General features: G+C 69.5%; 16 protein-coding genes. All 16 read left to right on the top strand.

Annotated elements, in window-relative coordinates; translation table 11 throughout:
* Nucleotides 1-2: 2 nt before the first annotated feature.
* Genes E1B00_RS06650 through E1B00_RS06725 form a run of 16 tightly spaced genes read left to right on the top strand, consistent with a single transcriptional unit; the run spans nt 3 to nt 20,542 of the window.
* A complete protein-coding gene (locus E1B00_RS06650) occupies nt 3-698 on the top strand; it encodes a hypothetical protein (protein WP_139446862.1) in 696 nt (231 codons plus the stop codon).
* Nucleotides 698-1,435, top strand: coding sequence for a hypothetical protein (locus E1B00_RS06655; RefSeq protein ID WP_139446864.1), 738 nt, complete (start codon nt 698-700; stop codon nt 1,433-1,435). Before E1B00_RS06650 ends, E1B00_RS06655 begins: the two co-directional genes overlap by 1 nt.
* Nucleotides 1,432-2,766, top strand: a complete 1,335-nt coding sequence (locus E1B00_RS06660; RefSeq protein ID WP_139446866.1) for a Pvc16 family protein — start codon at nt 1,432-1,434, stop codon at nt 2,764-2,766. Before E1B00_RS06655 ends, E1B00_RS06660 begins: the two co-directional genes overlap by 4 nt.
* The gene (locus E1B00_RS06665) at nt 2,763-4,706 is read left to right on the top strand and encodes an ATP-binding protein (RefSeq protein WP_139446868.1); all 1,944 of its coding nucleotides are present in this window, start codon (nt 2,763-2,765) and stop codon (nt 4,704-4,706) included. The genes E1B00_RS06660 and E1B00_RS06665 overlap by 4 nt, the downstream gene beginning before the upstream one ends.
* Complete coding sequence (locus E1B00_RS06670) at nt 4,703-4,969, top strand: hypothetical protein (protein ID WP_139446870.1); 267 nt, start codon at nt 4,703-4,705, stop codon at nt 4,967-4,969. The genes E1B00_RS06665 and E1B00_RS06670 overlap by 4 nt, the downstream gene beginning before the upstream one ends.
* Nucleotides 4,966-6,825, top strand: coding sequence for an eCIS core domain-containing protein (locus E1B00_RS06675; RefSeq protein WP_139446872.1), 1,860 nt, complete (start codon nt 4,966-4,968; stop codon nt 6,823-6,825). The genes E1B00_RS06670 and E1B00_RS06675 overlap by 4 nt, the downstream gene beginning before the upstream one ends.
* 15 nt (nt 6,826-6,840) lie before the next feature.
* On the top strand, nt 6,841-7,494 hold the full coding sequence (locus E1B00_RS06680) for a hypothetical protein (protein ID WP_139446874.1): 654 nt from the start codon (nt 6,841-6,843) through the stop codon (nt 7,492-7,494).
* Nucleotides 7,491-7,856 (top strand): LysM domain-containing protein, encoded by a 366-nt coding sequence (locus E1B00_RS06685; RefSeq protein WP_246048500.1) that lies wholly within the window; start codon nt 7,491-7,493, stop codon nt 7,854-7,856. The genes E1B00_RS06680 and E1B00_RS06685 overlap by 4 nt, the downstream gene beginning before the upstream one ends.
* Before the next feature lie 32 nt (nt 7,857-7,888).
* Nucleotides 7,889-10,654, top strand: coding sequence for an eCIS core domain-containing protein (locus E1B00_RS06690; protein ID WP_139446876.1), 2,766 nt, complete (start codon nt 7,889-7,891; stop codon nt 10,652-10,654).
* A complete protein-coding gene (locus tag E1B00_RS06695; protein ID WP_139446878.1) occupies nt 10,654-11,781 on the top strand; it encodes a hypothetical protein in 1,128 nt (375 codons plus the stop codon). The genes E1B00_RS06690 and E1B00_RS06695 overlap by 1 nt, the downstream gene beginning before the upstream one ends.
* On the top strand, nt 11,778-12,326 hold the full coding sequence (locus E1B00_RS06700; protein WP_139446879.1) for a phage baseplate assembly protein V: 549 nt from the start codon (nt 11,778-11,780) through the stop codon (nt 12,324-12,326). The genes E1B00_RS06695 and E1B00_RS06700 overlap by 4 nt, the downstream gene beginning before the upstream one ends.
* A complete protein-coding gene (locus E1B00_RS06705) occupies nt 12,326-12,640 on the top strand; it encodes a PAAR domain-containing protein (protein WP_139446881.1) in 315 nt (104 codons plus the stop codon). Before E1B00_RS06700 ends, E1B00_RS06705 begins: the two co-directional genes overlap by 1 nt.
* 8 nt (nt 12,641-12,648) lie before the next feature.
* Nucleotides 12,649-13,011, top strand: coding sequence for a GPW/gp25 family protein (locus tag E1B00_RS06710; protein ID WP_139446883.1), 363 nt, complete (start codon nt 12,649-12,651; stop codon nt 13,009-13,011).
* Nucleotides 13,008-15,530, top strand: a complete 2,523-nt coding sequence (locus E1B00_RS06715) for a putative baseplate assembly protein (protein WP_139446885.1) — start codon at nt 13,008-13,010, stop codon at nt 15,528-15,530. Before E1B00_RS06710 ends, E1B00_RS06715 begins: the two co-directional genes overlap by 4 nt.
* A 6-nt stretch (nt 15,531-15,536) precedes the next feature.
* Entirely contained in the window at nt 15,537-18,341 is a 2,805-nt protein-coding gene (locus E1B00_RS06720) for a baseplate J/gp47 family protein (RefSeq protein WP_139446887.1), read from the top strand.
* On the top strand, nt 18,338-20,542 hold the full coding sequence (locus tag E1B00_RS06725; RefSeq protein WP_139446889.1) for a hypothetical protein: 2,205 nt from the start codon (nt 18,338-18,340) through the stop codon (nt 20,540-20,542). The genes E1B00_RS06720 and E1B00_RS06725 overlap by 4 nt, the downstream gene beginning before the upstream one ends.
* Nucleotide 20,543 lies beyond the last annotated feature (1 nt).

Below are 20,543 nucleotides of genomic sequence, written 5' to 3' on the forward strand. Positions count from 1 at the left end.
CCATGGCGAAGTCTGCCGCGGCAACCCTTCTCCAGATGTGGGAGCAGGCCGGTCATTGCGACCCGCCCTCACGTGCGCTGCGGCTGCTCGCATGGGCCTTGCCTGATGAGGACGGCAACGTCCTGGCCGACCTGGACCTCGGCGAACGCGACTGGCACCTGCTGCGGCTTCGCCGGAGGATCTTCGGGCCGAGGGTGTCTGGCCAGGGACGGTGCCCGCACTGCGGCTCGGCCATCGAGGTCGAGTTCGACGCCCGCGATGTGCAAGGCGATGCGCCGCTTCCGCCGGCGCCGCTTTACACCGACGCCCGCGGGCGGCAGTTCCGGCTTCCGCGTTGTCGCGACCTGATCGAAGCCGCCCGGTCGCAGGATGTCGAAAGCGCGGAACTCGAGCTATTCCATCGCTGCGCCGTGGACTCGGAACACGCCGGCGGCGCCGATTTCGACGATATCGACCGGGGCCTGGCAACGTTGGCGGCGGAGCGGCAACTACAGCTCGGCCTCGCCTGCGAAACCTGCGCTGGCGAGTGGACGCTGGCCTTCGACTCCGGCGCTTTCCTCTGGGAGGAAATCGAAGCCCGTGCCATGGCCCTGCTCGACGACGTGCATCGCCTCGCGCTGGCGTATGGCTGGAGCGAACGGACGATCCTGTCCATGAGTGAGGCGCGACGCGCGGCCTATCTGGAACGTTTGCACTGATGGCCGGCTTCTTCCGCCAGCTGGCCGAACAGGCGCTGAGGCCCGTGACGCATCTTCGCTCCGCGACGGCGACGCGCTTCACAGGGACGCTGCGCGACGGCGCAGACTCCGATGATCCACTTCTGCGGGCAATGGAGGGGCGCCACTCAGGTACCGGTCCGCGACTTGACGAGCCATCGGCCGGCCTTGATGGCCGCCCGCCCGAAACCTCCCGCCCCTCCACGCGCCGGCGGGCGCAGGACGATCTGTCCGACGCCAGAATCCATGCCTCCATCGAAGTGTCGATGCCCGACCAGGCGCTGGCCAGACCCGGGAGGGGCGGAGGTCCGCCGACGTCGGCATGGATGACGGCGGCGAGCCCGTCGGCCATGGCCGACGCGTCCGGGCCTTCGCGTCCACCGCTGCAGGACAGGGTGATGGTTGCGGCGCCCGCCGCGTCCCGGCCCTCCGTCGTCGGCACGACGAGTGCACCGGTTGGGCCCGGCAACAAAAAACCTCCCGTTTACCCGGGACCACTTTCGCCGTCGCCCACCCGGAACACCGAGGCACCGCACCGGAGCAGCGGCGTCGGCAGGGAACCCCATGCCGGCGCCGCGCCCGAAGTCCACATCCATATCGGCCGAATCGAGCTCACGGCGGCCGCGCCTGCGGCTGCCGAGCGTCGCCCCGCCCCTGTCGGGCACAAGCCGCTGTCCCTTGAAACCTACCTGCGGCATCGGCGCAGGACGCCACCATGAGCAATGCGCTCGCCATCGCCGGCGTGACGGCCATACTCCGCGACCTCCTCGACAGCGGCGTCATCGACCATGAGGTGACGGACGCGCTCGGCCAGGGAGTCGCCGTCACCGCATTGGCACCCGACAGCATCCCCCTGGACGGCGCGGCCGCGAAGCCGCAGATCAATCTGTTCCTGCACCAGGTCACCCACAACCCCGCGCTTCGCAACCTCGACCTGCCTTCGAGGGGACCGGACGGTCGGCGCGTCAGCAATGCGCCGCTGGCCCTCGACCTCCACTACCTGGTGACGGCGTACGGAACGGTGGATCTGCAGGCGGAGATCCTGCTCGGCTACGCCATGCAGCTACTGCATGAAACCCCACTTCCTTCCCGTGAGGCGATCCGCAAGGCGCTGCGCCCGCCGGGCGCGCCGGTCAACGGAGCCTCGTTGCCCAGTGCCTACGAGGCGCTGCGGGCGTCGGACCTCGCCGAGCAGCTTGAACAGTTGAAGATCTCGCCGGTCCAGATGAACACCGACGAGATGTCGAAGATCTGGACTTCCTTGCAGGCCCGCTACCGGCCAACCGCGGCGTACCACGTGTCCGTCGTTCTCATCCAGGCCCAGCGGCCATCGCGCGCGCCGCTGCCGGTACTCAGTCGCGGCAAGCCGGTTCCGACCCAGGTCGATCCCCTGGTCCTTCGCGAAGGTGGTGTGCTGGTGCGCACGGACCTGATGCCGAGCTCGCCGACGCTGGAGTCCATTACCTTGCCCGAGTCCAGACTGGCCGCCCATCTCGGCGACGCCATCGTGCTCAGCGGGCACTCACTGGAGGGCACCGGACACGCGCTGCTGCTGACCTCGCCGCGCCTGGGCGTGGAGCACTCCATTTCGCCAGCCTCGGTGAGCTCGGCGAGGGAAGTCGGATTCGACCTGCCGGTATCGACGACCGTGCTTCCCGCCGGCGTCTACCTGGCCGCCGTGCAGGTCGTGCGTCCGACCGAATCCGCCCCCCGCACGTCCAGCCAGTTGTCGCTGCGCATCGCGCCCGAGTTCACCAGCGCGGCGGTGCCGCTCGCGGCACTGGTCCGTGACGTGAACGACAAGGTCGTTGTCACGCTGGGGTGCCGGCCCCGCGTGCTGCCCAACCAGAAAGCGTCGCTTCTGCTCGGCGGCCGCGAGATAGCCGCCAATCCCCGCACAGCTCCCGCCGACTCGCTCACCTTCGAGATCGACGACGCCCCGCTCGGCAACCACCTCGTCCGGTTGCGTGTGGACGGCGTGGACAGCCACCTGGTTGATCGCATGAAGACGCCGCCAGAGTTCCTCGACCGCAGGATCGACATAACATGACGACTGCGCACGCCACCGACTGGACCAGCGCCAACCAAGCACTTCTGACCGCCGAGATCGCCTGCCTGATGCGAAGGATCGTTCCGGACGCCGAAGGCCCGGAAGGCGAGCGGCTAGGCACCGCGCTGGAAGCTGCCCAATCGAAAATGCCGTCCCCCGGCGCACTCGACCTGTTGGCGGAGTTGTTCGGCCTGACGCCGTTCGAGCGGGAGCTGCTGCTTCTGTGCTGTGGCGTTGAGCTCGATGCGCAGCTGGCCGGTGCCTGCGCTTCGAACAGGCGGATCCCCGGCCAGGGCGATGTCACCTTCGGCCTCGGGTTGGCCTTGCTCTCCGACCCCCACTGGAGCGCCCTTACGCCATGGCGCCCGCTGCGACGGTGGCGACTGATCGAGGTGGAACCCGGGCAGCGCCTGGTCGACTGCCCGATCCGCGTGGACGAACGCATCCTGCACTTCGTCGCGGGCATCAACGCAATGGATGCGAGGCTCCGCCCCCTGCTTACCGAGCACGCCCGACCAAACCTGGTGCCGGCCAGCCATGAGGCGTTGATCGAAAGCATCGCAAACCGTCTCTCGGACGGCCGCTACGCAGGAGAACTGGTCCACCTGGACGGGAACGATCCGCAGGGGCGCGAGGATGTATTCGCGTCAGTCGCATCCAGGACGGGATGCCATGCGTACTCGCTACGAGCCGACGACCTCCCGGCCGCGCCCCTCGAGCTCGAACTGCTACAGGCATTGCTCGAGCGCGAATCGCGCCTGTTGCCGGCCCTGTTCCTGCTGCAAGGCTCCGCCGACGTGCAGGCATCGTCGCGGCGCCGATTCTGCGAGAACCTCGGAGCGCCCCTGTTCACCTCCGGCTTCGACACCACCGGGCTGCAGCGTCCGAGCCGGGCCTGGACAGTGGACAAGCCGGAGCCGAATGAACAGAAGCGGCTGTGGCAGCAAGCCCTTGGTGCAGGCGCGAGCCATCTGAACGGCACCCTCGATGCGCTTTCGGGGCAGTTCCGCATGAGCGCGCGGCGGATCGGCGGAGTGGCGGCGTCACTTCCGACGGACACGGATGACGCTGAGGCCGTCTCCGATGGCAGCGAGATCTGGGCAGCCTGCCGGCGCTTTGGCCACGAGCAGCTGGACGACCTGGCGCAACGCATCGAGCCGACCGCCACATGGGAGGACCTGGTCCTTCCCACGGGACAGCAAAACACCCTCCGACAGATTGCGGCCCACCTGCGCCAGAAGACCCGGGTATTCGAACAATGGGGATTCGGCCGCCAGGGCCAACGGGGACTGGGCGTCAGCGCGCTCTTCTGCGGCGAGAGCGGCACCGGCAAGACCCTCGCCGCCGAAGTTCTCGCGAACGAGCTCAAGCTGGATCTCTATCGCATCGACCTGTCGGCCGTGGTGAGCAAGTACATCGGCGAAACAGAGAAGAACCTCCGCCGCGTGTTCGACGCGGCAGAAGACAGCGGCGCCATCCTGCTGTTCGACGAGGCCGATGCACTGTTCGGGAAGCGCAGCGAGGTCAAGGACAGCCACGACCGATACGCGAACATCGAAGTCAGCTACCTGCTGCAGCGCATGGAGGCTTACCGGGGCCTGGCCGTCCTCACCAGCAACATGAAGGCCTCGCTTGATCGGGCGTTCCAGCGACGCCTGCGCTTCATCGTCAATTTTCCTTTCCCCGACAGCGCATTGCGCGAATCCATCTGGCGACGGGCGTTCCCCCGCCAGGCACCCGTCGAAGGACTGGACTACGCCAAGCTCGCGAGGCTGAACCTTCCGGGCGGAAACATCCGGAACATCGCCTTGAATGCTGCCTTCCTGGCCGCCGAGCTGGGTGAACCGCTCAGGATGAGCCATCTGCTCAGGGCCGCGCAAAGCGAAGGCGGGAAGCTCGAGCGCCCCCTGGCCGACGCCGAGATCCGGGGCTGGACATGAGCCTGCCGCCGCGAATCCATGTGGTCATCGACGAACTGACCCTCCGGGGCCTGAGCCGCACGCAGGCGGAAACCGTCCTGTGCGACTTCAGGAAGGCCCTCGAGCGTGAACTTTCCGCGCCGTCGCTGGCGTCGGCACTGCAGCGCGGAAACCACACCGCATCCGTGTCCGGAAAACTGGCCGATGGCCGCGCGCCGGGGCAGGAATCCGCCCCGCTCGGCTTCCGTATGGCGACCCGGATCAGCCAGGCCCTCCTGAAATGAAGCAGACCGCAAACCCCGCGCTCTCCCCCGTCCCGAAGCCCTGCAGCCGGGCAGCCACGGTGCAGCGAAGGTGCGCCTGCGGCGCCCCGTCACGGAAGGGCTCGACCTGCAGCCGCTGCGCGGAAAAGAAGGCGCAGGCCAAGCTCTCCGTCAGCACACCGGGCGACGCCTTCGAGCGGGAGGCAGACCGGATTTCGGCGCAGGTCATGGCGGGCGGGCCTGCCGAAGCGCTCGCGAGGCCTTCACCGGTGCGCGTGCAGCGCGCGGTAGGCCAGGCCCCGACGCCCGCCCATGGGGTCGACGCCGCTTCGGTGGATCGGGCGCTGGCCGGCGGCGGACGGGCGCTGGACGCCCCTGTCCGCCACGACATGGAGCGCCGCTTTGGCCACAGCTTCTCCCAGGTCCGGGTCCACACCGGCGACGCCGCGGCCGAATCGGCGGCGGCGCTCGGCGCCGATGCCTACACCGTGGGGGCCAGCATCGCCTTCGGCCGGGGAAAGTTTGCCCCCGGCAGCCCGGAAGGCAAGCGATTGCTCGCGCACGAACTCACCCATGTGCTGCAGCAGTCAGGGACGAGCGGGGCCGCCACCGCCGGCCGCATGATCTTCAGGCACTCGGCCGACAAGACCAAGTGCCTCGGCGATCCGGAATGGAAGCGCATAGACGCTACCCCCCAGGAAATCTATGCGCCCGCCAACGACGCGATCGAACGCGCCTACATCGACTCGCACGGCAAGAACGCAGTGCTGACCGGATCGCAGTTCGAATATGGAGGCAAGCCGGGCGCCACCGCTATAGAACTTCCCAAGGGAGCGCCCGACAAGGGCTCCTGCAATTCGCTGCTGAAGAAGTTCTCCGGCGTGTCCCGCCAGCTCGCTCCGGACATCATGGACTGCAGCGAGCGTGTCTTCTACGAAATCAAGACCAACCAATATGCCGAACAGGGCGCGCAGCAGATCCTTGGCTACTACAAACAAGCCAACGAACTCACGTCGCAGGCCGGCGAACCGGGGTGGAACATCGATCTCGCGGGCTGGTATCCGCCCCACGTACTGATGCTGGAGCCGACCCGCCGGGTCTGCACCGAAGGCACCGACTACGGCCGAACCCAGCGGCCCGGCCTGATCATCTATGAGGTCCAGGACCACAAGGACCGGAAGAAGAAAAAGGAAGAAGAGAAGAAGGAGAAGGAAAAGAAGGATGTCGAAGACGCCAAGCAGCGCGCGGAAGAGGCTGCGCTGAACAAGGCCAAGCTGAAGAAGGTCCGGGAGTTCGTTGACCAGCTCGAACGCGAGCTTGACCTCGCCGAAGGCGAGAACCGGATGCATCGGAACCTGATCAACAACCCGTCCTACAGCGGCTTCTGGGGATACTGGACCAACGACCTTTTCAGCACCCAGCCACCCCCGGCGCAGATATGGGATGAAGCCTACTCCCAGCTTTCCGGCGCGCGCATCCAGCTCAAGGCCGGAAATCCCGAGGCGGCGCTGAAGAACTTCATAGCGGCGCGGGTTGCCTATTTCGAGGCCCAGAAGATCTACCAGGCATGGAGGGCCAGCCTGCCGGGCGCTGCCGTGAAGATGCAGACGGCGATAGGCGTCACCGCCATCCTCGCGGTCGTCGCATTCGTCGCACCCACCGCCATTGCGCGCTTCAGGCCGCCGCCCCCAGGGTCGGCAGCGAGCATCGCGGCCAACCTGGCGAAAGCAGAGAGCGCCGTCGCCAGGCTCGGGACAACGGTGGCCAGAGGCGGCACCCGCATCGCGTCGAAGGAAGCCGCGATCGTCGAGCAGGAAATCATCACGGCCGCCGAGATGGAGGCCGAAATGATCGTGCTCAGGACCTTGAGTTTCTAGCCCGGTGGACAGCCGATGACATTCCCGAACTCTCCCAAGCTGGTGCGCGGCGGCCTGGTGCTGGTGGATCCGAAATCCGGCAGCGTCCGACGGGTCATCTCGCTGCAGTACAACCCCGACACGCTCAGCCGGACGCTGCAGGTGCAGGGGTTCGGTGAAAATGGCGAACGCTCCGAGGCGCTCCGCCTGCGCGGCCCGGCAGTGGAGACGATCAAGATCGATGCCGAGATAGATGCCGCGGACCATCTGGAATTCCCGGAGCAGCACGCCGCCACGATCGAGTTCGGAATACAGCCGCAACTGGCTGCTCTGGAATCGCTCGTCAACCCGTCGAGCACCGACCTGCTCTTCAATGAGCTCCTGTCGCTTGCCGGCACGATCGAGATCGCGCCATCCGAAGCACCCCTCGCCCTGTTCGTCTGGAGCAGGCAGCGCGTGCTGGCGGTTCGTGTTACCGATTTCAGCATCACCGAAGAAGCCTTCGACCCGGACCTCAACCCCCTGCGCGCGAAGGTGAGCCTCGGCATGCGGGTTCTGTCGATCAACGACGTAGGTTTGGCCCACAAGGCCGGTGCGCTGTTCCTGGGATACCTGCAGAGCCGCGAAAGGCTGGCCGCGAAAACCCCGGGTGGCGGCCTGTCGGCCCTGGGCATCGGAGGCATCCCATGAACGAAGCCCTCAGGCAGCTCGAGATGCTCTTGGGAAACTCGAGCGCAGGCGCCCGCCCCTTCCCGGCCAACAGTCGATACAACGCGACGCCGGTCCTCATGCACCGGCAAGCCGACGGTCGCGGCAATCCCTACCTGGCACGGCGATTCGTGCCGGCGGCCGGCCAGTTCGCCGAACTTGGCCAGCATTCTGTCGTGGAAGGCGACCGACTCGACCTGCTGGCGTCACGCTACTTCTCCGACCCGGAGCAGTACTGGAAGCTGTGTGACGCCAACGGCGCGCTGCGGCCGGATGCGCTGGTCGAAGCGATAGGCCGCAGCCTGAGCATCGGAATCCACACCGACATGGCGTCGTCAGCGTGAAACGCCCCTGCGCGCCCGTTGGCGATTCCGCCATGGCGGAACTGGCGGCTTCCGCACAGGCGCCGGGACTCTCGGTCCCGCGCAGCCCGCGACAACCGGACTCGTCTGCGCAGGCCACGAGCCCGACCGGTTTCGGACAGAACGGCAAGCCTCTGGAGTCCAGGGTGCGTGCCGACCTGGAAAAGAAGTTCAGACACGATTTTTCGCATGTCCGTATCCACACCGACACGCATGCGGATGATGCGGCTCGAGATTCGGGCGCGCAGGCGCTGGCGACTGGACGCCACGTCGCTTTCGCCGCGGACCGGTTCGACCCCGGCACGCATCGTGGACGCGGGCTGTTGGCACACGAGCTGGTTCACGTGATGCAGTCCGATTCCGCAGCATCACATCCGGACAGGCCTGCCAGCACCGTGCCGGCACTGGAGCGGGAGGCCACCGAAGTTTCGGAAGCGGTGGCCGCAGGCAGGACGCCACCCCCGGTACGAGGTGCGGCTCGTGGCATGGCCCAGCCGCTGCGTCAGCCGGAGGAGCCGCCGACTTTCGGGAACATCCCGGGAGACACCTCCGTCGGCGCCGGTCTCCGCCGCGTGCGGCTGAGCCTAAGCGGCGGCAAGTGGGTGGAATATGCTGCCGGCCGCAGCCCGGCGACACGCACCGCAAGGGGCAGCTACGACTTCGTCATCATCGGCAACTCCATCTGGGCGGTGAAGTCCGGCGACGGGCGCCTTGGCCACACGGAGGCCGCGGCCGGCCAGCGCGTCGTCTGGGCGGGCATCGCGCAGTTCAACAAACACGGCGTGATGCAGCGCTGGACGAACGAGTCGGGCCATATGTTGCCCGCCGGCCAGTTCGTCGGGAACGCGACCAGCGCGAACGCCGACCTGAAGAAGGAAGAAGGAAAATACGTCCACGCGAAAGCAGGACCGGTGACCCGGCCCGACGGCACGAGGCAGGGTCCGCAGCTGCCGGTGATACAGAGCCGGAACGAGCCCACCGCTGGCCAGGGCGGCGCAACCGCGGCCAAACCGGGGGCGCCGCCGTCGACGGGCAGTACGGCGACGGCTCCCGCCGCGCCGGGCAACGCGACCTCGGGCGCGCCCGCTGTTACCCCGGCCCCCAAGGCCCCGACCAGCGCGTCCGGCCCCGCCGCGGCAACGACCTCCGCCACCACAACGACCAGCGCATCGCCGGGGAACACGGCGGGATCCGGATCCACGGGATCGGGCACGGCCAAGACCACCGCACGCGTGGGCATGCCGGACATGAAGCCCATGCAGGTGGGTGGACCTTCGGCGCGCGGCCAGGCGCTGGGAGGTGGCGTTGTCGTGGGTGCGCAGCTCAAGGACTGGATCATGGGCAAGCTGGGCGAGCGAACGCAGGGAAAGCGGCTCGACGCCGCGCTCGCGAAGAAGCTCGAGTTCGTGGCCCAACGCCAGCAGGACCATCCCGAACTGGGGGTCCTGGTGAAGGTCTACTGGCATGTGTCCCGAGGCAACGAGGGCGAAACCAGCCAGCGTTTCGACGACATCAGCCTGCAGTTCGGCACGACGGAGAAGGAGGCGCGCGAATCCCGCATCAATACATTGTTGAATCTGTCGGGCGACGCCAGCAGCACTGAAATCGACGAACGATGGATCGAGCCGGCGGAGCCGCTGCCGCTGGCGGAGCTCCCGACACCGCACAGGAAGATCGCGATCGCCAGGCTCGGACCGGGTCGCCTGCGCATCCAGGGCGTGTCCTGGGGCGGCATGTCGGGCTTCGACCAGCATGGCCGGCGCAGCGCCAGTACGACCGTTCCGGATGGCGAGCACCCCAGTGTCGCGATCCTGATGCCTCCCGCATCGATCACGTTCCGGAACGGGAAGCTGAGGCACTCGGTCGACATCGGCATCGAGAAGCGCCTGACCGCCGATGACCATCTCGTGCCCGTGGTCGACGACCTGGACGCCGCCATGGTCTTCCCCCTCGACCCCACCGCAGCCACCCTGCTCGCGAAAGGGCGGGAGATCAAAGACAACCTGAGGCAACTCGGCGGCGACTACGAACTCACCCGCTGGGTCAATCCCGCCGACCTTCGCATCACGCAGATTCTCGACGACGGGCAGGTCGCAAGGCGACCGCCCAGCGCCGAGGAGAAGTTCGAAGCACGCATCCGCATGCTGCCGGTCAACACGGGAGACCTGCTGAAGCAGATGGGCCGGGGAGCAGGCAACAAGCTGAAGGTGACTCCGAAGGCCCTGGAACGATTCGCCGACATCGTCCCCTTCGACCTCACCCCCGAAGAGCTGGCGTTGCTCGTCAAGCAGATGGGGCCAGTCGGCACGCGCAACATCGACCAGGTTCTGGACCACCTGGAGCAGGCGATAAGCCGCCTGCCCGGCCGGAGTGGAAGTTCTGGCCCGGAGGGCGGAAACGCCGCTTCCACGGACGATACCCGCACGATCCGCCAGAAACTCAGCGCGACCGACTGGTCCGTGGTTCCTGAGCGGGGAGGCGTCTTCTTCCGCGACAAGGGCCCGATCGGCCTTGCCGAAGGAACCAGGACCAGCAGTTTCGCCTACGGCATCGATGCCGCGGGGAACAGGTTCGGTGGCATCGTCGAAATATCCATAGGCAAGCCCGGCAAGGAAAGCACCCCGGTGACCGTCCTGTCGTCGAGCCGCCTGCTGACACCGGATGGCCGCCTGTACACCCCCGCCAAACCGCTGACAGGCCGCACCTTCAACGTCCGTCCGCTCGACACGTTCGCCAACCGCGGAAAGAGCCATGCCGCCGGCGCCGGGGAGAAGCCCTGATGCTCGACGGCGTCCACCTCACCCTGCTGATCGGCCCCGGCGTACCGGTGCCCGCACCGGCCGCGGTACTGGACGCGCTCGATGCCGTGCAGGTAAGCAGCGGCGGCGACCGCGGCGGCTTCCAGCTGAGCTTCCAGGTCGGCAAGACCTCGCTGATCCAGAACGTGCTGCTGCCGGCCGGATACTTCGACCCGATCCTCACCCGCGTGATCATCGTCGCCACCGTGCGCGGCCTGCCGCACGTGCTGGCCGACGGCGTGGTGACCCGACAGGAAATCGCGCCGAGCAACGAGCCGGGAAAGTCCACGCTGACCATCACCGGCGAAGACCTGAGCCTGTACATGGACCTGGTCGAGATGCCCTTCATGCGCTTCCCTGCAATGCCGATCATCGCCCGCGTCTACGCGATCCTGGCCAAGTACGCCGCGCTGGGCATCGCGCCGATCGCCATCCCGCCCGTGGTCCCCGACATTCCGAACCCGCTGGAGGAGATTCCGCACCAGCACGGCACCGACCGCGAGTACCTGAAGGAACTCGCCGCCGGCTGCGGCTACGTCTTCTATATCGAACCCGGCCCGGCACCGGGCGCGAACATCGCCTACTTCGGCCCCGACATCCGCATCCCGGCGCCGCAGCCCGCGCTGAACGTCAACATGGACGCGTACACCAACGTCGAATCGCTGAGTTTCAGCCTCGACGGCATGGCCAAGAAGGTCGTGGTGATGACCGTGATGGACCCGGTGTCGCGGCGCGCGCCGATTCCGGTACCGATCCCGAACCTGAGCGTGTTGCGCCCGCCGATGGGCCTGCGCATCCCGGTGCCGTCGCGCCTGGAGTTCCCGGGCGACGTCGCCCACCTCAACCCCTCCGATGCCGCCAACAAGGCGCTCGGCATCATGTTCGCCGCGCAGGATTCGATCACCGGCTCCGGTTCGCTCGACGTGATGCGCTACGGCCACGTCCTGCGCGCCCGGATGATGGTCGGCGTGCGCGGCGCGGGGGTCAGCTACGACGGCCTCTACTACGTCAACAGCGTCACCCACGACATCAAGCGCGGGCAATACAAGCAGAGCTTCAACCTCTCGCGCGACGGCCTGGTCTCCAACACACCGGTGGTGCTGCCATGAATGCTCAAGCGGGCACGTCCCAGAAGTTCTACGGAAAGTACCGCGCCGTCGTCGTCAACAACGTCGACCCGCTGCTGATCGGCCGCATCCAGGTGATCGTGCCCGATGTCGGCAGCCTGGCGCCTTCGACCTGGGCCATGCCCTGCGTGCCCTGCGCCGGGCCGAACATGGGCCTGTTCGCGCTGCCGCTGATGGGCTCGGGCGTGTGGGTGGAGTTCGAGCGCGGCGACCCGAGCAAGCCGATCTGGGTCGGCAGCTACTGGGGCCTCGGCGCCGAGGTGCCGGTGATGTCGCGGCTGATCCCGCCGGCGGTGCCGGGCATCACCCTGCAGACCACGCTCAAGAACGGAATCATCATCAGCGACGTCCCGGGCCCGGCCGGCGGCATCATGATCCAGACCACCACCGGCGCCATGATCTCGGTGAGCGACACCGGGATCATCATCACCAACGGCAAGGGCGCGGCGATCAGCATGACCGGCCCGGCGATCAGCATCATCGGTACTCCGGTCGACGTGAACGTCGGCGCGCTGACGGTGACCTGATGCCCGGCCCCGTCCTCCATCTCGGTGCCAACGTGCTGTGCGGCCATGGCGGCCAGGCCACCCCGACCGCGCCGGTGGCGCGCGTGCTGCTGAGCGGCCAGCCGGTCGCCACGCTCGGCCCGCCTTATGCCGTGGCCGGTTGCCCCTTCACCAGCGCACCCGGCCCCTGCGTCAGCGGCAGCTGGGTGGTCGGCTCGCTGCGCGTCAAGGCGATGGGCATGCCGCTGGCGATCCAGTCGGGTGCGGCCGTGTGCGCGCCCAACGGCGCGCCGCTGCTGGCCGTCGCCGCCCAACCCCGCGTCATCGCGACCTGAGGTGACCCATGAGCCTGGCCTCTCCCTACCAGTTCGACCACCGCGGCCGCACCGCCGAAAGCAGCCGTGAACGTCACGTTCGCGACCTGATCGAGGCCGTGCTGTTCACCGCGCCCGGCGAACGGGTGATGCGCCCGGACTTCGGCAGCGGCGTCGCGCAGCTGGTGTTCGCGCCCAATTCGCCCGAACTGGCCGGCGCGACCCAGATGCTGGTGCAGGGTGCGCTGGCCCAGTTCCTCGGCGACGTGGTGACGGTCCGCGAAGTACGGGTCGAAGCCCGCGACGAAACGCTGCGCGTCACGGTTGCCTACAGCCTGCGCGGCGATGACCAGGTCCAGGTGGCCAGCTTCAGCCGCGGAGGTGCGCCATGAAATTCCACTGCTGCGACCGGCACCGCCGCAACGCCGTCAATGCGCACCCGACGCTCAACGGGCTCGATTACCTCGAGGTGCTCGACCGTGACCTGCCGGAGGCGCATCCGTACCGGCAGCGCACGCTGTTCCTGCATTTCCTCAAGCCGGTTGCCGGGCTCGACCGCGGCAACCTGCGCCTGGAGGGCGGCGAGCGGGTCCGCGGCATCGCGGTGGACTGGGCCAGCAGCACGCCGGCCGCACCGGCATTCACGCCGGAAGAGGCGGCCCTGCTTGCGGCCGCGCCCGATCCCGCCCGCGTGCTGGTCGTGCGCACCCGCGCGCGCGGCGACCGCTCGACCTATCGACTGCGCCTCGTGCGCTCGCCCGGCGACGACCATGCGCCGCCCGGTTACGACCCGGCGCTGGCCGAAATCGACTTCTCGTTCAAGGTCGAATGCGAAAGCGGCTTCGACTGCCGGCCCGTGCACCAGTGCGACCCCGAACCCACGCCGCCGCCGGAGATCAACTATCTCGCCAAGGACTACGGCAGCTTCCGTCGCCTGCTGCTGGACCGCATGGCGCAGCTGCTGCCCGGCTACCGCGATCCGAACCCGGCCGATCTCGGCGCGGTGCTGACCGAACTGCTGGCCTATGCGGGCGACCACCTGAGCTACCGGCAGGATGCCGCCGCGACCGAGGCCTACCTGGGCACCGCGCGCAGCCGCGTGTCGCTGCGCCGGCATGCGCTGATGGTGGACTACCCGATGCACGACGGCTGCAACGCCCGCACCTGGCTGCAGCTCGATGCCGATGCCGACGCACTGTTGCCGGCGGCCGGTACGCAATTCCTGACCCACTGCCCCGACCTGCCCGTGCGTTTCGCTCCCGGCTCGGCCGAAGCGGCGGAGGCGATGCAGCGGCAGCCGGAAGTATTCGAACCTATGCATGCGCTGGCGCTGCGCGCCGCGCACAACCTGCTGCCCTTCCATACCTGGGGCGACGAACGCTGCTGCCTGGCCCGCGGCAGCACGCGCGCGACCCTGCGCGGCCACTTCCCCGACCTGGCGGCGGGCGACTTCCTGCTGCTCGAGGAAGTGCTGGGTCCGGCCAGTGGCAAGGCCGGCGACGCCGATCCGGGCCACCGCCACGTCGTTCGCCTGGTGTCCGCCGAGGCCAGCGCGCTCGGCAATCCGCTCACCGATCCGCTGAGCGGCGAACAGATCACCGAGATCGCCTGGGCCGAGGCCGATGCCCTGCCCTTCGCGCTGTGCGTCTCCGCCGTCACCGACGAGGAGCACGGCGGTGTCTACCTCGACCAGGTCAGCCTGGCGCGCGGCAACGTGCTGCTGGCCGACCATGGCCGGCGGGTCGCCGAACCCTTGCCCGAAGTGCGGCTGCCGCGGCTGCTCGTGGCGGCGGCAGGCACCGGCGGCCGCTGCGACGCCGAACCCGGCGTGCCGGTGCCGGCGCGCTTCCGGCCGCGGCTGTCGTCCTGGCCGCTGACCCAGGCGGTGGCTCCGTCGCTCGCGACGGACGTGCCCGCCTCACTGCTGCTGAGGCAGTCGCCGGGCGAAGCCCAGCCACAGGTGTCGCTGACCGATCCGGCGCAGCCCGGGCAGCTGTGGCAGGCGCGCCGCAGCCTGCTGGCCAGCCACGGCGACACCACCGAGTTCGTCGTCGAGATCGAGAACGACGGCATCCCGCAGCTGCGTTTCGGCGACGACCGGCGCGGCCGGCGACCGGCTCCCGGCAGCCAGCTGCTGGCCAGCTACCGGATCGGCAACGGCAGCGCCGGCAATGTCGGTGCGGGGTCCATCCACCATGCGCTGTCGCCGGTCGCGGCGATCACCGGCGTGCGCAACCCGCTGCCGGCTGTCGGCGGCGTCGATCCCGAGTCGTCCGAAAGCGTGCGCCGCCGCGCACCCGAGGCCTTCCGCCGGCAGGAGCGCGCCGTCACCACCGACGATTACGCGGCCATGACGCAGCGGCACGAGGACGTCGCCAACGCCGCGGCCACGCTGCGCTGGACCGGCAGCTGGCACACCGTCTTCGTCACGCCCGACCGCACCGGCGGCGAGACGCTGACGGAGAGTTTCGCGCAGTCGCTGCAGCGGCACCTGGACCGCTACCGCATGGCCGGCCACGATCTGGACTTCCGCGAGCCGCTGCACGTGCCGCTGGAGCTGGCGCTGCACGTCTGCGTCAAACCCGGGCACTTCCGCAGCGACGTGCGGCGGGCGATCGAGGAGCTCTTCAGCAACCGCGTGCTGCGCGACGGCCGACGCGGCCTGTTCCACCCCGACCACTTCAGCTTCGGCCAGACGGTCTACCTCAGCCGGATCTATGCCGCCGCCCACGCCGTGCCCGGCGTGCTGTCGGCCCAGGTCACGACCTTCCGGCGCCAGGGCGGAACCGACAGCCTGGCCCTGGCCGATGGGCGCATCACGCTCGGCGCGCTCGAGATCGCCCGGCTCGACAACGATCCCAACCACCCCGAACGCGGTGTGCTCGACCTCGAACTGCACGGAGGCAAGTAGGAAGCCATGGATACCCCGCTCAACGACTGCGGCTGCTGCGCCGACTCCGCGCCCCTTCCCGGCCCGCGCTTCAATGCGCCCGGCCTTCCGGCCATTCACTACCGCATCGGCCGCCACGGCGAGTTCAAGGCGGCGATGCTGTCCAGCCTCTCGAGCACGCGCCACCCGGCGCTGGCCGGCCTGCGCACGCGCGAACACGACGACTTCAGCATCGCCTTGTGCGACGCCGGCGCCGTGATGTTCGACGTGCTCGGTTTCTACCAGGAGCGCATCGCCAACGAGGCCTACCTGCGCACGGCGGTGGAGCGCCGCTCGATCCTCGAGCTCGGTCGCCTGATCGGCTATACGCTGTCGCCCGGCCTCGCCGCCTCGACCCACCTGGCCTTCCTGCTCGAAGACGCGCCCGGACTGCCGTCGCTGGCCGCGCGGCCGGTCACCGTGCCGGTCGGCACGCGCGTGCAGAGCATCCCCGGCGAGAACGAACAGCCGCAGACCTTCGAGACCACCGAGGCCGTCGTGGCGCGCGTGGCCTGGAACGCCATGCCGGTGCGAACCCGCGAGCCGCAGCGCCTGGTCGCAGGCACGCGCGAGCTATTGGTGCGCGGCATCGCCACCCAGGTCCAGCCCGGCGACGTGGTGCTGATCGTCGGCGACGAGCGCGACCGCGACGACGCCGAAAGCGAGCAGTGGGATGCGCGCGTGGTCACCGCGGTCGACGCCGATCCGGAGGCCGGCCTGACCCGCCTGCGCTGGGCCGACGGCCTGGGCGACAACAACACCGTGCCGGCCGGTCGCGGCGTGCGCGCCTACGTGTTCCGGTCGCGCACGGCGCTGTTCGGCCACAACGCCAGCGATGCGCGGCTGATGCGCCTGACCGCCGACCTGCCCGGCCTTACCGAGGCGGATCCCAATGTCGCCGGCGCGCGGCGCTGGAAGGACTTCGCGATCATCGGCAGCGACATCGACCTCGATGGCGCCTTCCCGAAGGTGGTTGCCGGCAGCTGGTTCCTGCTGGCCGGCGGCGGCACCGCGCCGGGATCGGCGTCGCTGCCGGGCTGGGTCGAGCTGTACAAGGCCGAGCGTGTGACCCAGCGCTCGCGATCGGGCTTCGGCCTGAGCGGCAAGATCACCCGCCTGGTTCCCGACACCGACAAGAACCTCGACCAGTTCCGCAACCGCCTGCGCGAGACCGTGGTCTTCGCCCAGAGCGAGGAGCTTCCGCTGGCCGAACGGCCGCTCGCCTATCCGCTTTACGGCAGCCTGCTGCCGCTGCCGCACCGGGACGAACAGCTGGTGCGCGGCCAGGTCCTTGCCGTGAGCGGACAGCGGCAGCGCATCGCGATCCGCACCGACACCGACACGCATGCCTTCCAGCCCGACGGCGCCGCGCCGGTCGGGCTCAAGCCGGGCGACAGCTACGTGGTCCTCGCCTCGCCGCGCAAGCTCGATGGCGGCACCGAGGAGCCGGTGGCGCCGGAGGAACTCGACGAACTGCTGCGCAGCGACTCCGGCCAGATCCTGCGCTGGCGGCTCGCCGACCGGCAAAGCCGGGAAGGCCGGCTGGATGCACCCGCGTCCGCCGTCGCGCTGGCCGCCGCGCGCAAGGACGATCCCGTGCACTCCGAACTGGTCGCCATCGACACGCTCGGCATCGCCGCCGACCAGGGCAGCCAGGTGCAGCTGAAGGACGCGCTGGCGAACGTCTACGATCGCCGCAGCGTGACGGTGTGCGGCAACGTCGCGCCGGCCACGCACGGCGAGTCGGTGAGCGAACTCGCCGGCAGCGGCAATGCCGCCCAGGCCGACCAGCGCTTCCTGCTCAAGCAGGCGCCGCTCACCCAGGTCAGCGCCGGCACGCCCAGCGGCCGCCGCGCCACCCTGGTGGTGCGGGTGAACGGCGAAGCCTGGGAAGAGGTGCCTTCGCTCTACGGCCGCGGCGCCAACGACCACGTCTATTCGCTGCGCCAGGACGACGAGCAGCGCACCGTGGTGCAGTTCGGCGACGGCAGCGAAGGCGCGCGCCTGCCCACGGGGCGGGACAACCTGCGCTTCGGCTACCGCAAGGGCCTGGGCGCCGAAGGCAACGTCCGCGCCGGACAGCTCACCACCCTGCTCGGCCGCCCGCTCGGGGTGAAGAGCGTGCTCAACCCCGCGCCGGCCGGCGGCGGCCAAGACCCCGAATCCCGCGACGACGCGCGTCGCAACGCGCCGCTGACCACGCTGACCCTGGGCCGCGCGGTGTCGCTGCAGGACTACAGCGACTTCGCCCGCAGCTTCGCCGGCATCAGCAAGGCGCTCGCCGTGTGGGCACGTTTCGGCGGACGGCGCGGCATCTTCCTCAGCCTGGCCGGTCCCGCAGGCGCAGCGGTGCCCGCCAACGGCGCCACCCTCGCCAACCTGCAGCAGGCGCTGCGGCACTACGGCGATCCGCTGCTGCCGCTATGGCTGCACAGCTACGGCGCCGCCACGTTCCGGATCCGGGCGCGCATCAAGGTGTCCGCGGCGATGGAGGTGGAGCCCGTGCTGGCGCATGTCGCCGCCGCGCTGCGCGAACACTATGGCTTCGCCCGCCGCGATTTCGCCCAGGCCGCGAGCATCGACGAAGCGATGGCGGTGGCGCACCGCGTGGCCGGCGTCGACGCCGTGGACATCGACCAGTTCTACCGGCTCGACCCGGGCGCCATGCCGGCCCTTGTGCCGCGGCTGTTCGCGCTGCCGCCCAAGGTGCTGGCGAACGGCAGCCTGCGGCCGGGCGAGATCCTGACGCTGGCGACCGGTCCGTCCGGCCTGGTGCTGGAGGTGATGCCATGAGCTTCGACCGCAAGAAGCTGCTGTCGCTGCTGCCGGCCTACCTGCGCGCGCGCGATGCCGAACAGGCCAGCCGCCTGACGGACCTGCTCGACGCCGGTGAGCGCGTCGAGCTGGCGGCCCTGGAAGCCCTGGGCAACCCCACCGCCCTGCAGCGGCAACGCCGCGACGACCTGCAGTGGAAACGCGACCAGGGCCCGCTGGCCTCGCTTCTGGCGGTACTGGCCGAACAGATCGCACGCTTCGAGGAAGACATCGAACAGCTGCAGGACGACGCCTTCATCGAAACCTGCGCCGACTGGGTCGTCCCCTACCTTGGCGACCTGATCGGCTACCGCAGCCTGCACGGCCAGGCGCCGCAGGCCGCGGATGCCCGCGCCGAAGTCGCGCACACCATCGCCTACCGGCGCCGCAAGGGCACCGCTTCGGTGCTCGAGCAGCTCGCGCGCGACGTCACCGGCTGGGAGTCGGTGGTGGTCGAATACTTCCAGCGCGTGATCACCAGCCAGTACAGCAAGCACCGCCGCCGTTGGTCGCATGCGGCGCCCGACCTGCGCCGCTGGCGCGCGCCGCGCCCCGGGACCGCGGTGGAGTTCGAGAACATCCCGCCGGACCTCGACGGCCTGCGCCGGCGCGAACCGCTGGACCTGATCGGCGGCGGCTTCGACGCCATCCCGCGCACGCTGGACGTGCGCCGCATCGGCAGCGGCGGCCGCCATCACATCCCGCACGTCGGCCTGTTCGTCTGGCCCTGGCGGGCGCTGTCGCTGAGCGGCTCGCCGGCGGTCGCGGCGGATGACCGCCGCTTCCGCTTCCACCCGCTGGGCATCGACCACCCACTGGTGACCCTGCCGCGAACCGAAACCGACCTCAGCTCGCTGGCGACGCCGCTGAACGTGCCGATGGGCATCAGCCGCCGCGCCCTGCACGAGCGCCGCGACGACTACTGCGGCCACAGCCTGCGGCTCTACGTCGGCATCAGCGACCCGCTGCCGGAAGTGCCCGCTGCCGCGATCTGCGCCTGCAATCTTTCCGATGACGGCGCGACCTGGGCGAACCTGCCGGCGGCCGGCACCTACGCCGTGGATCCGGTGCTCGGCCGGATCGCACTGCCGCCGGGCCTGCCCGCGGGCACGCGGGTGCGGGTGGACTGCCACCACGCCAGCGCCGCCGACCTCGGCGGCGGCGAGTATCCGCGCACGCTCGCCACTCCGGCGACGCCGCCGCTGCGGGTGCCGCAGGACCACGCCACGCTGGCGGCCGCGCTCGCCGCGCTCGGCGGCGCGGGCGTGGTCGAGATCACCGACAGCGGCCGCTACGAGGGCGACTTCAATATCGATGTCGCCGCCGGCCAGCGCATCGAGGTGCGCGCCGCCAACCGCTGCCGTCCGACCCTCGTGCTGGGCGCCGAGACGCGGCTGACCGGCGGCGCCGACGCCGGCATCACGCTGGACGGCCTGCTGATCGCCGGGCACCGCCTGCGGGTTCCGGACGTCGCCGGAAACCTGCTGCGCGAGCTGTGGCTGCGCGACTGCACCCTGGTGCCGGGCCGTTCGCTGCAGGCCGACGGCACGCCGGTGTCGCCGGACGCGGTCTCGCTGCTGGTGGAATCAGACGGCCTGCAGCTGCGCGCCGAGCGCTGCATCCTCGGCGCGCTGCGGGTGGACGAGGCCTCCGAGGCGCGGCTCGATGCCTGCATCCTCGACGCCACCGCGCCCGAGCGTGTCGCCTACGCCGCGCCCGACGGAATAGCCGCCGGCGGCCCACTGGGCCTGGTCGCCTGCACCAGCGTCGGCAAGCTGCACGTACGCGAGTTCAGCCTGGTCTCGAACTCGATCCTGTGGGCCGAACGCGCCACGGGTGATGCGTGGCCGGCGTCGGTGATCGCCGACCGCCGCCAGCTCGGCTGCCTGCGCTTCAGCTACGTCCCGGCGGATGCGCGCACACCGCGGCGCTTCCGCTGCGTGCCCGATGCGGACGGCAACGTGCCGGCACTGCGCTTCGCCGCGCGGCGCTACGGCAGCGCGGGCTACCTGTGGCTGAACCCCGCGACCAGCGCCAGCGTGCGCCGCGGCGCCGACGACGAGGGCGAAATGGGCACCTACCACCCCGTCGCCGCACCGCACCGCGAAGCGAACCTGCGGCTGCGGCTGGATGAATACCTGCGTGTCGGCCTCGAGGCCGGCATCTTCCACGAAACCTAGG

This window comes from Arenimonas terrae (assembly GCF_006265115.1).
Taxonomy (GTDB): domain Bacteria; phylum Pseudomonadota; class Gammaproteobacteria; order Xanthomonadales; family Xanthomonadaceae; genus Arenimonas; species Arenimonas terrae.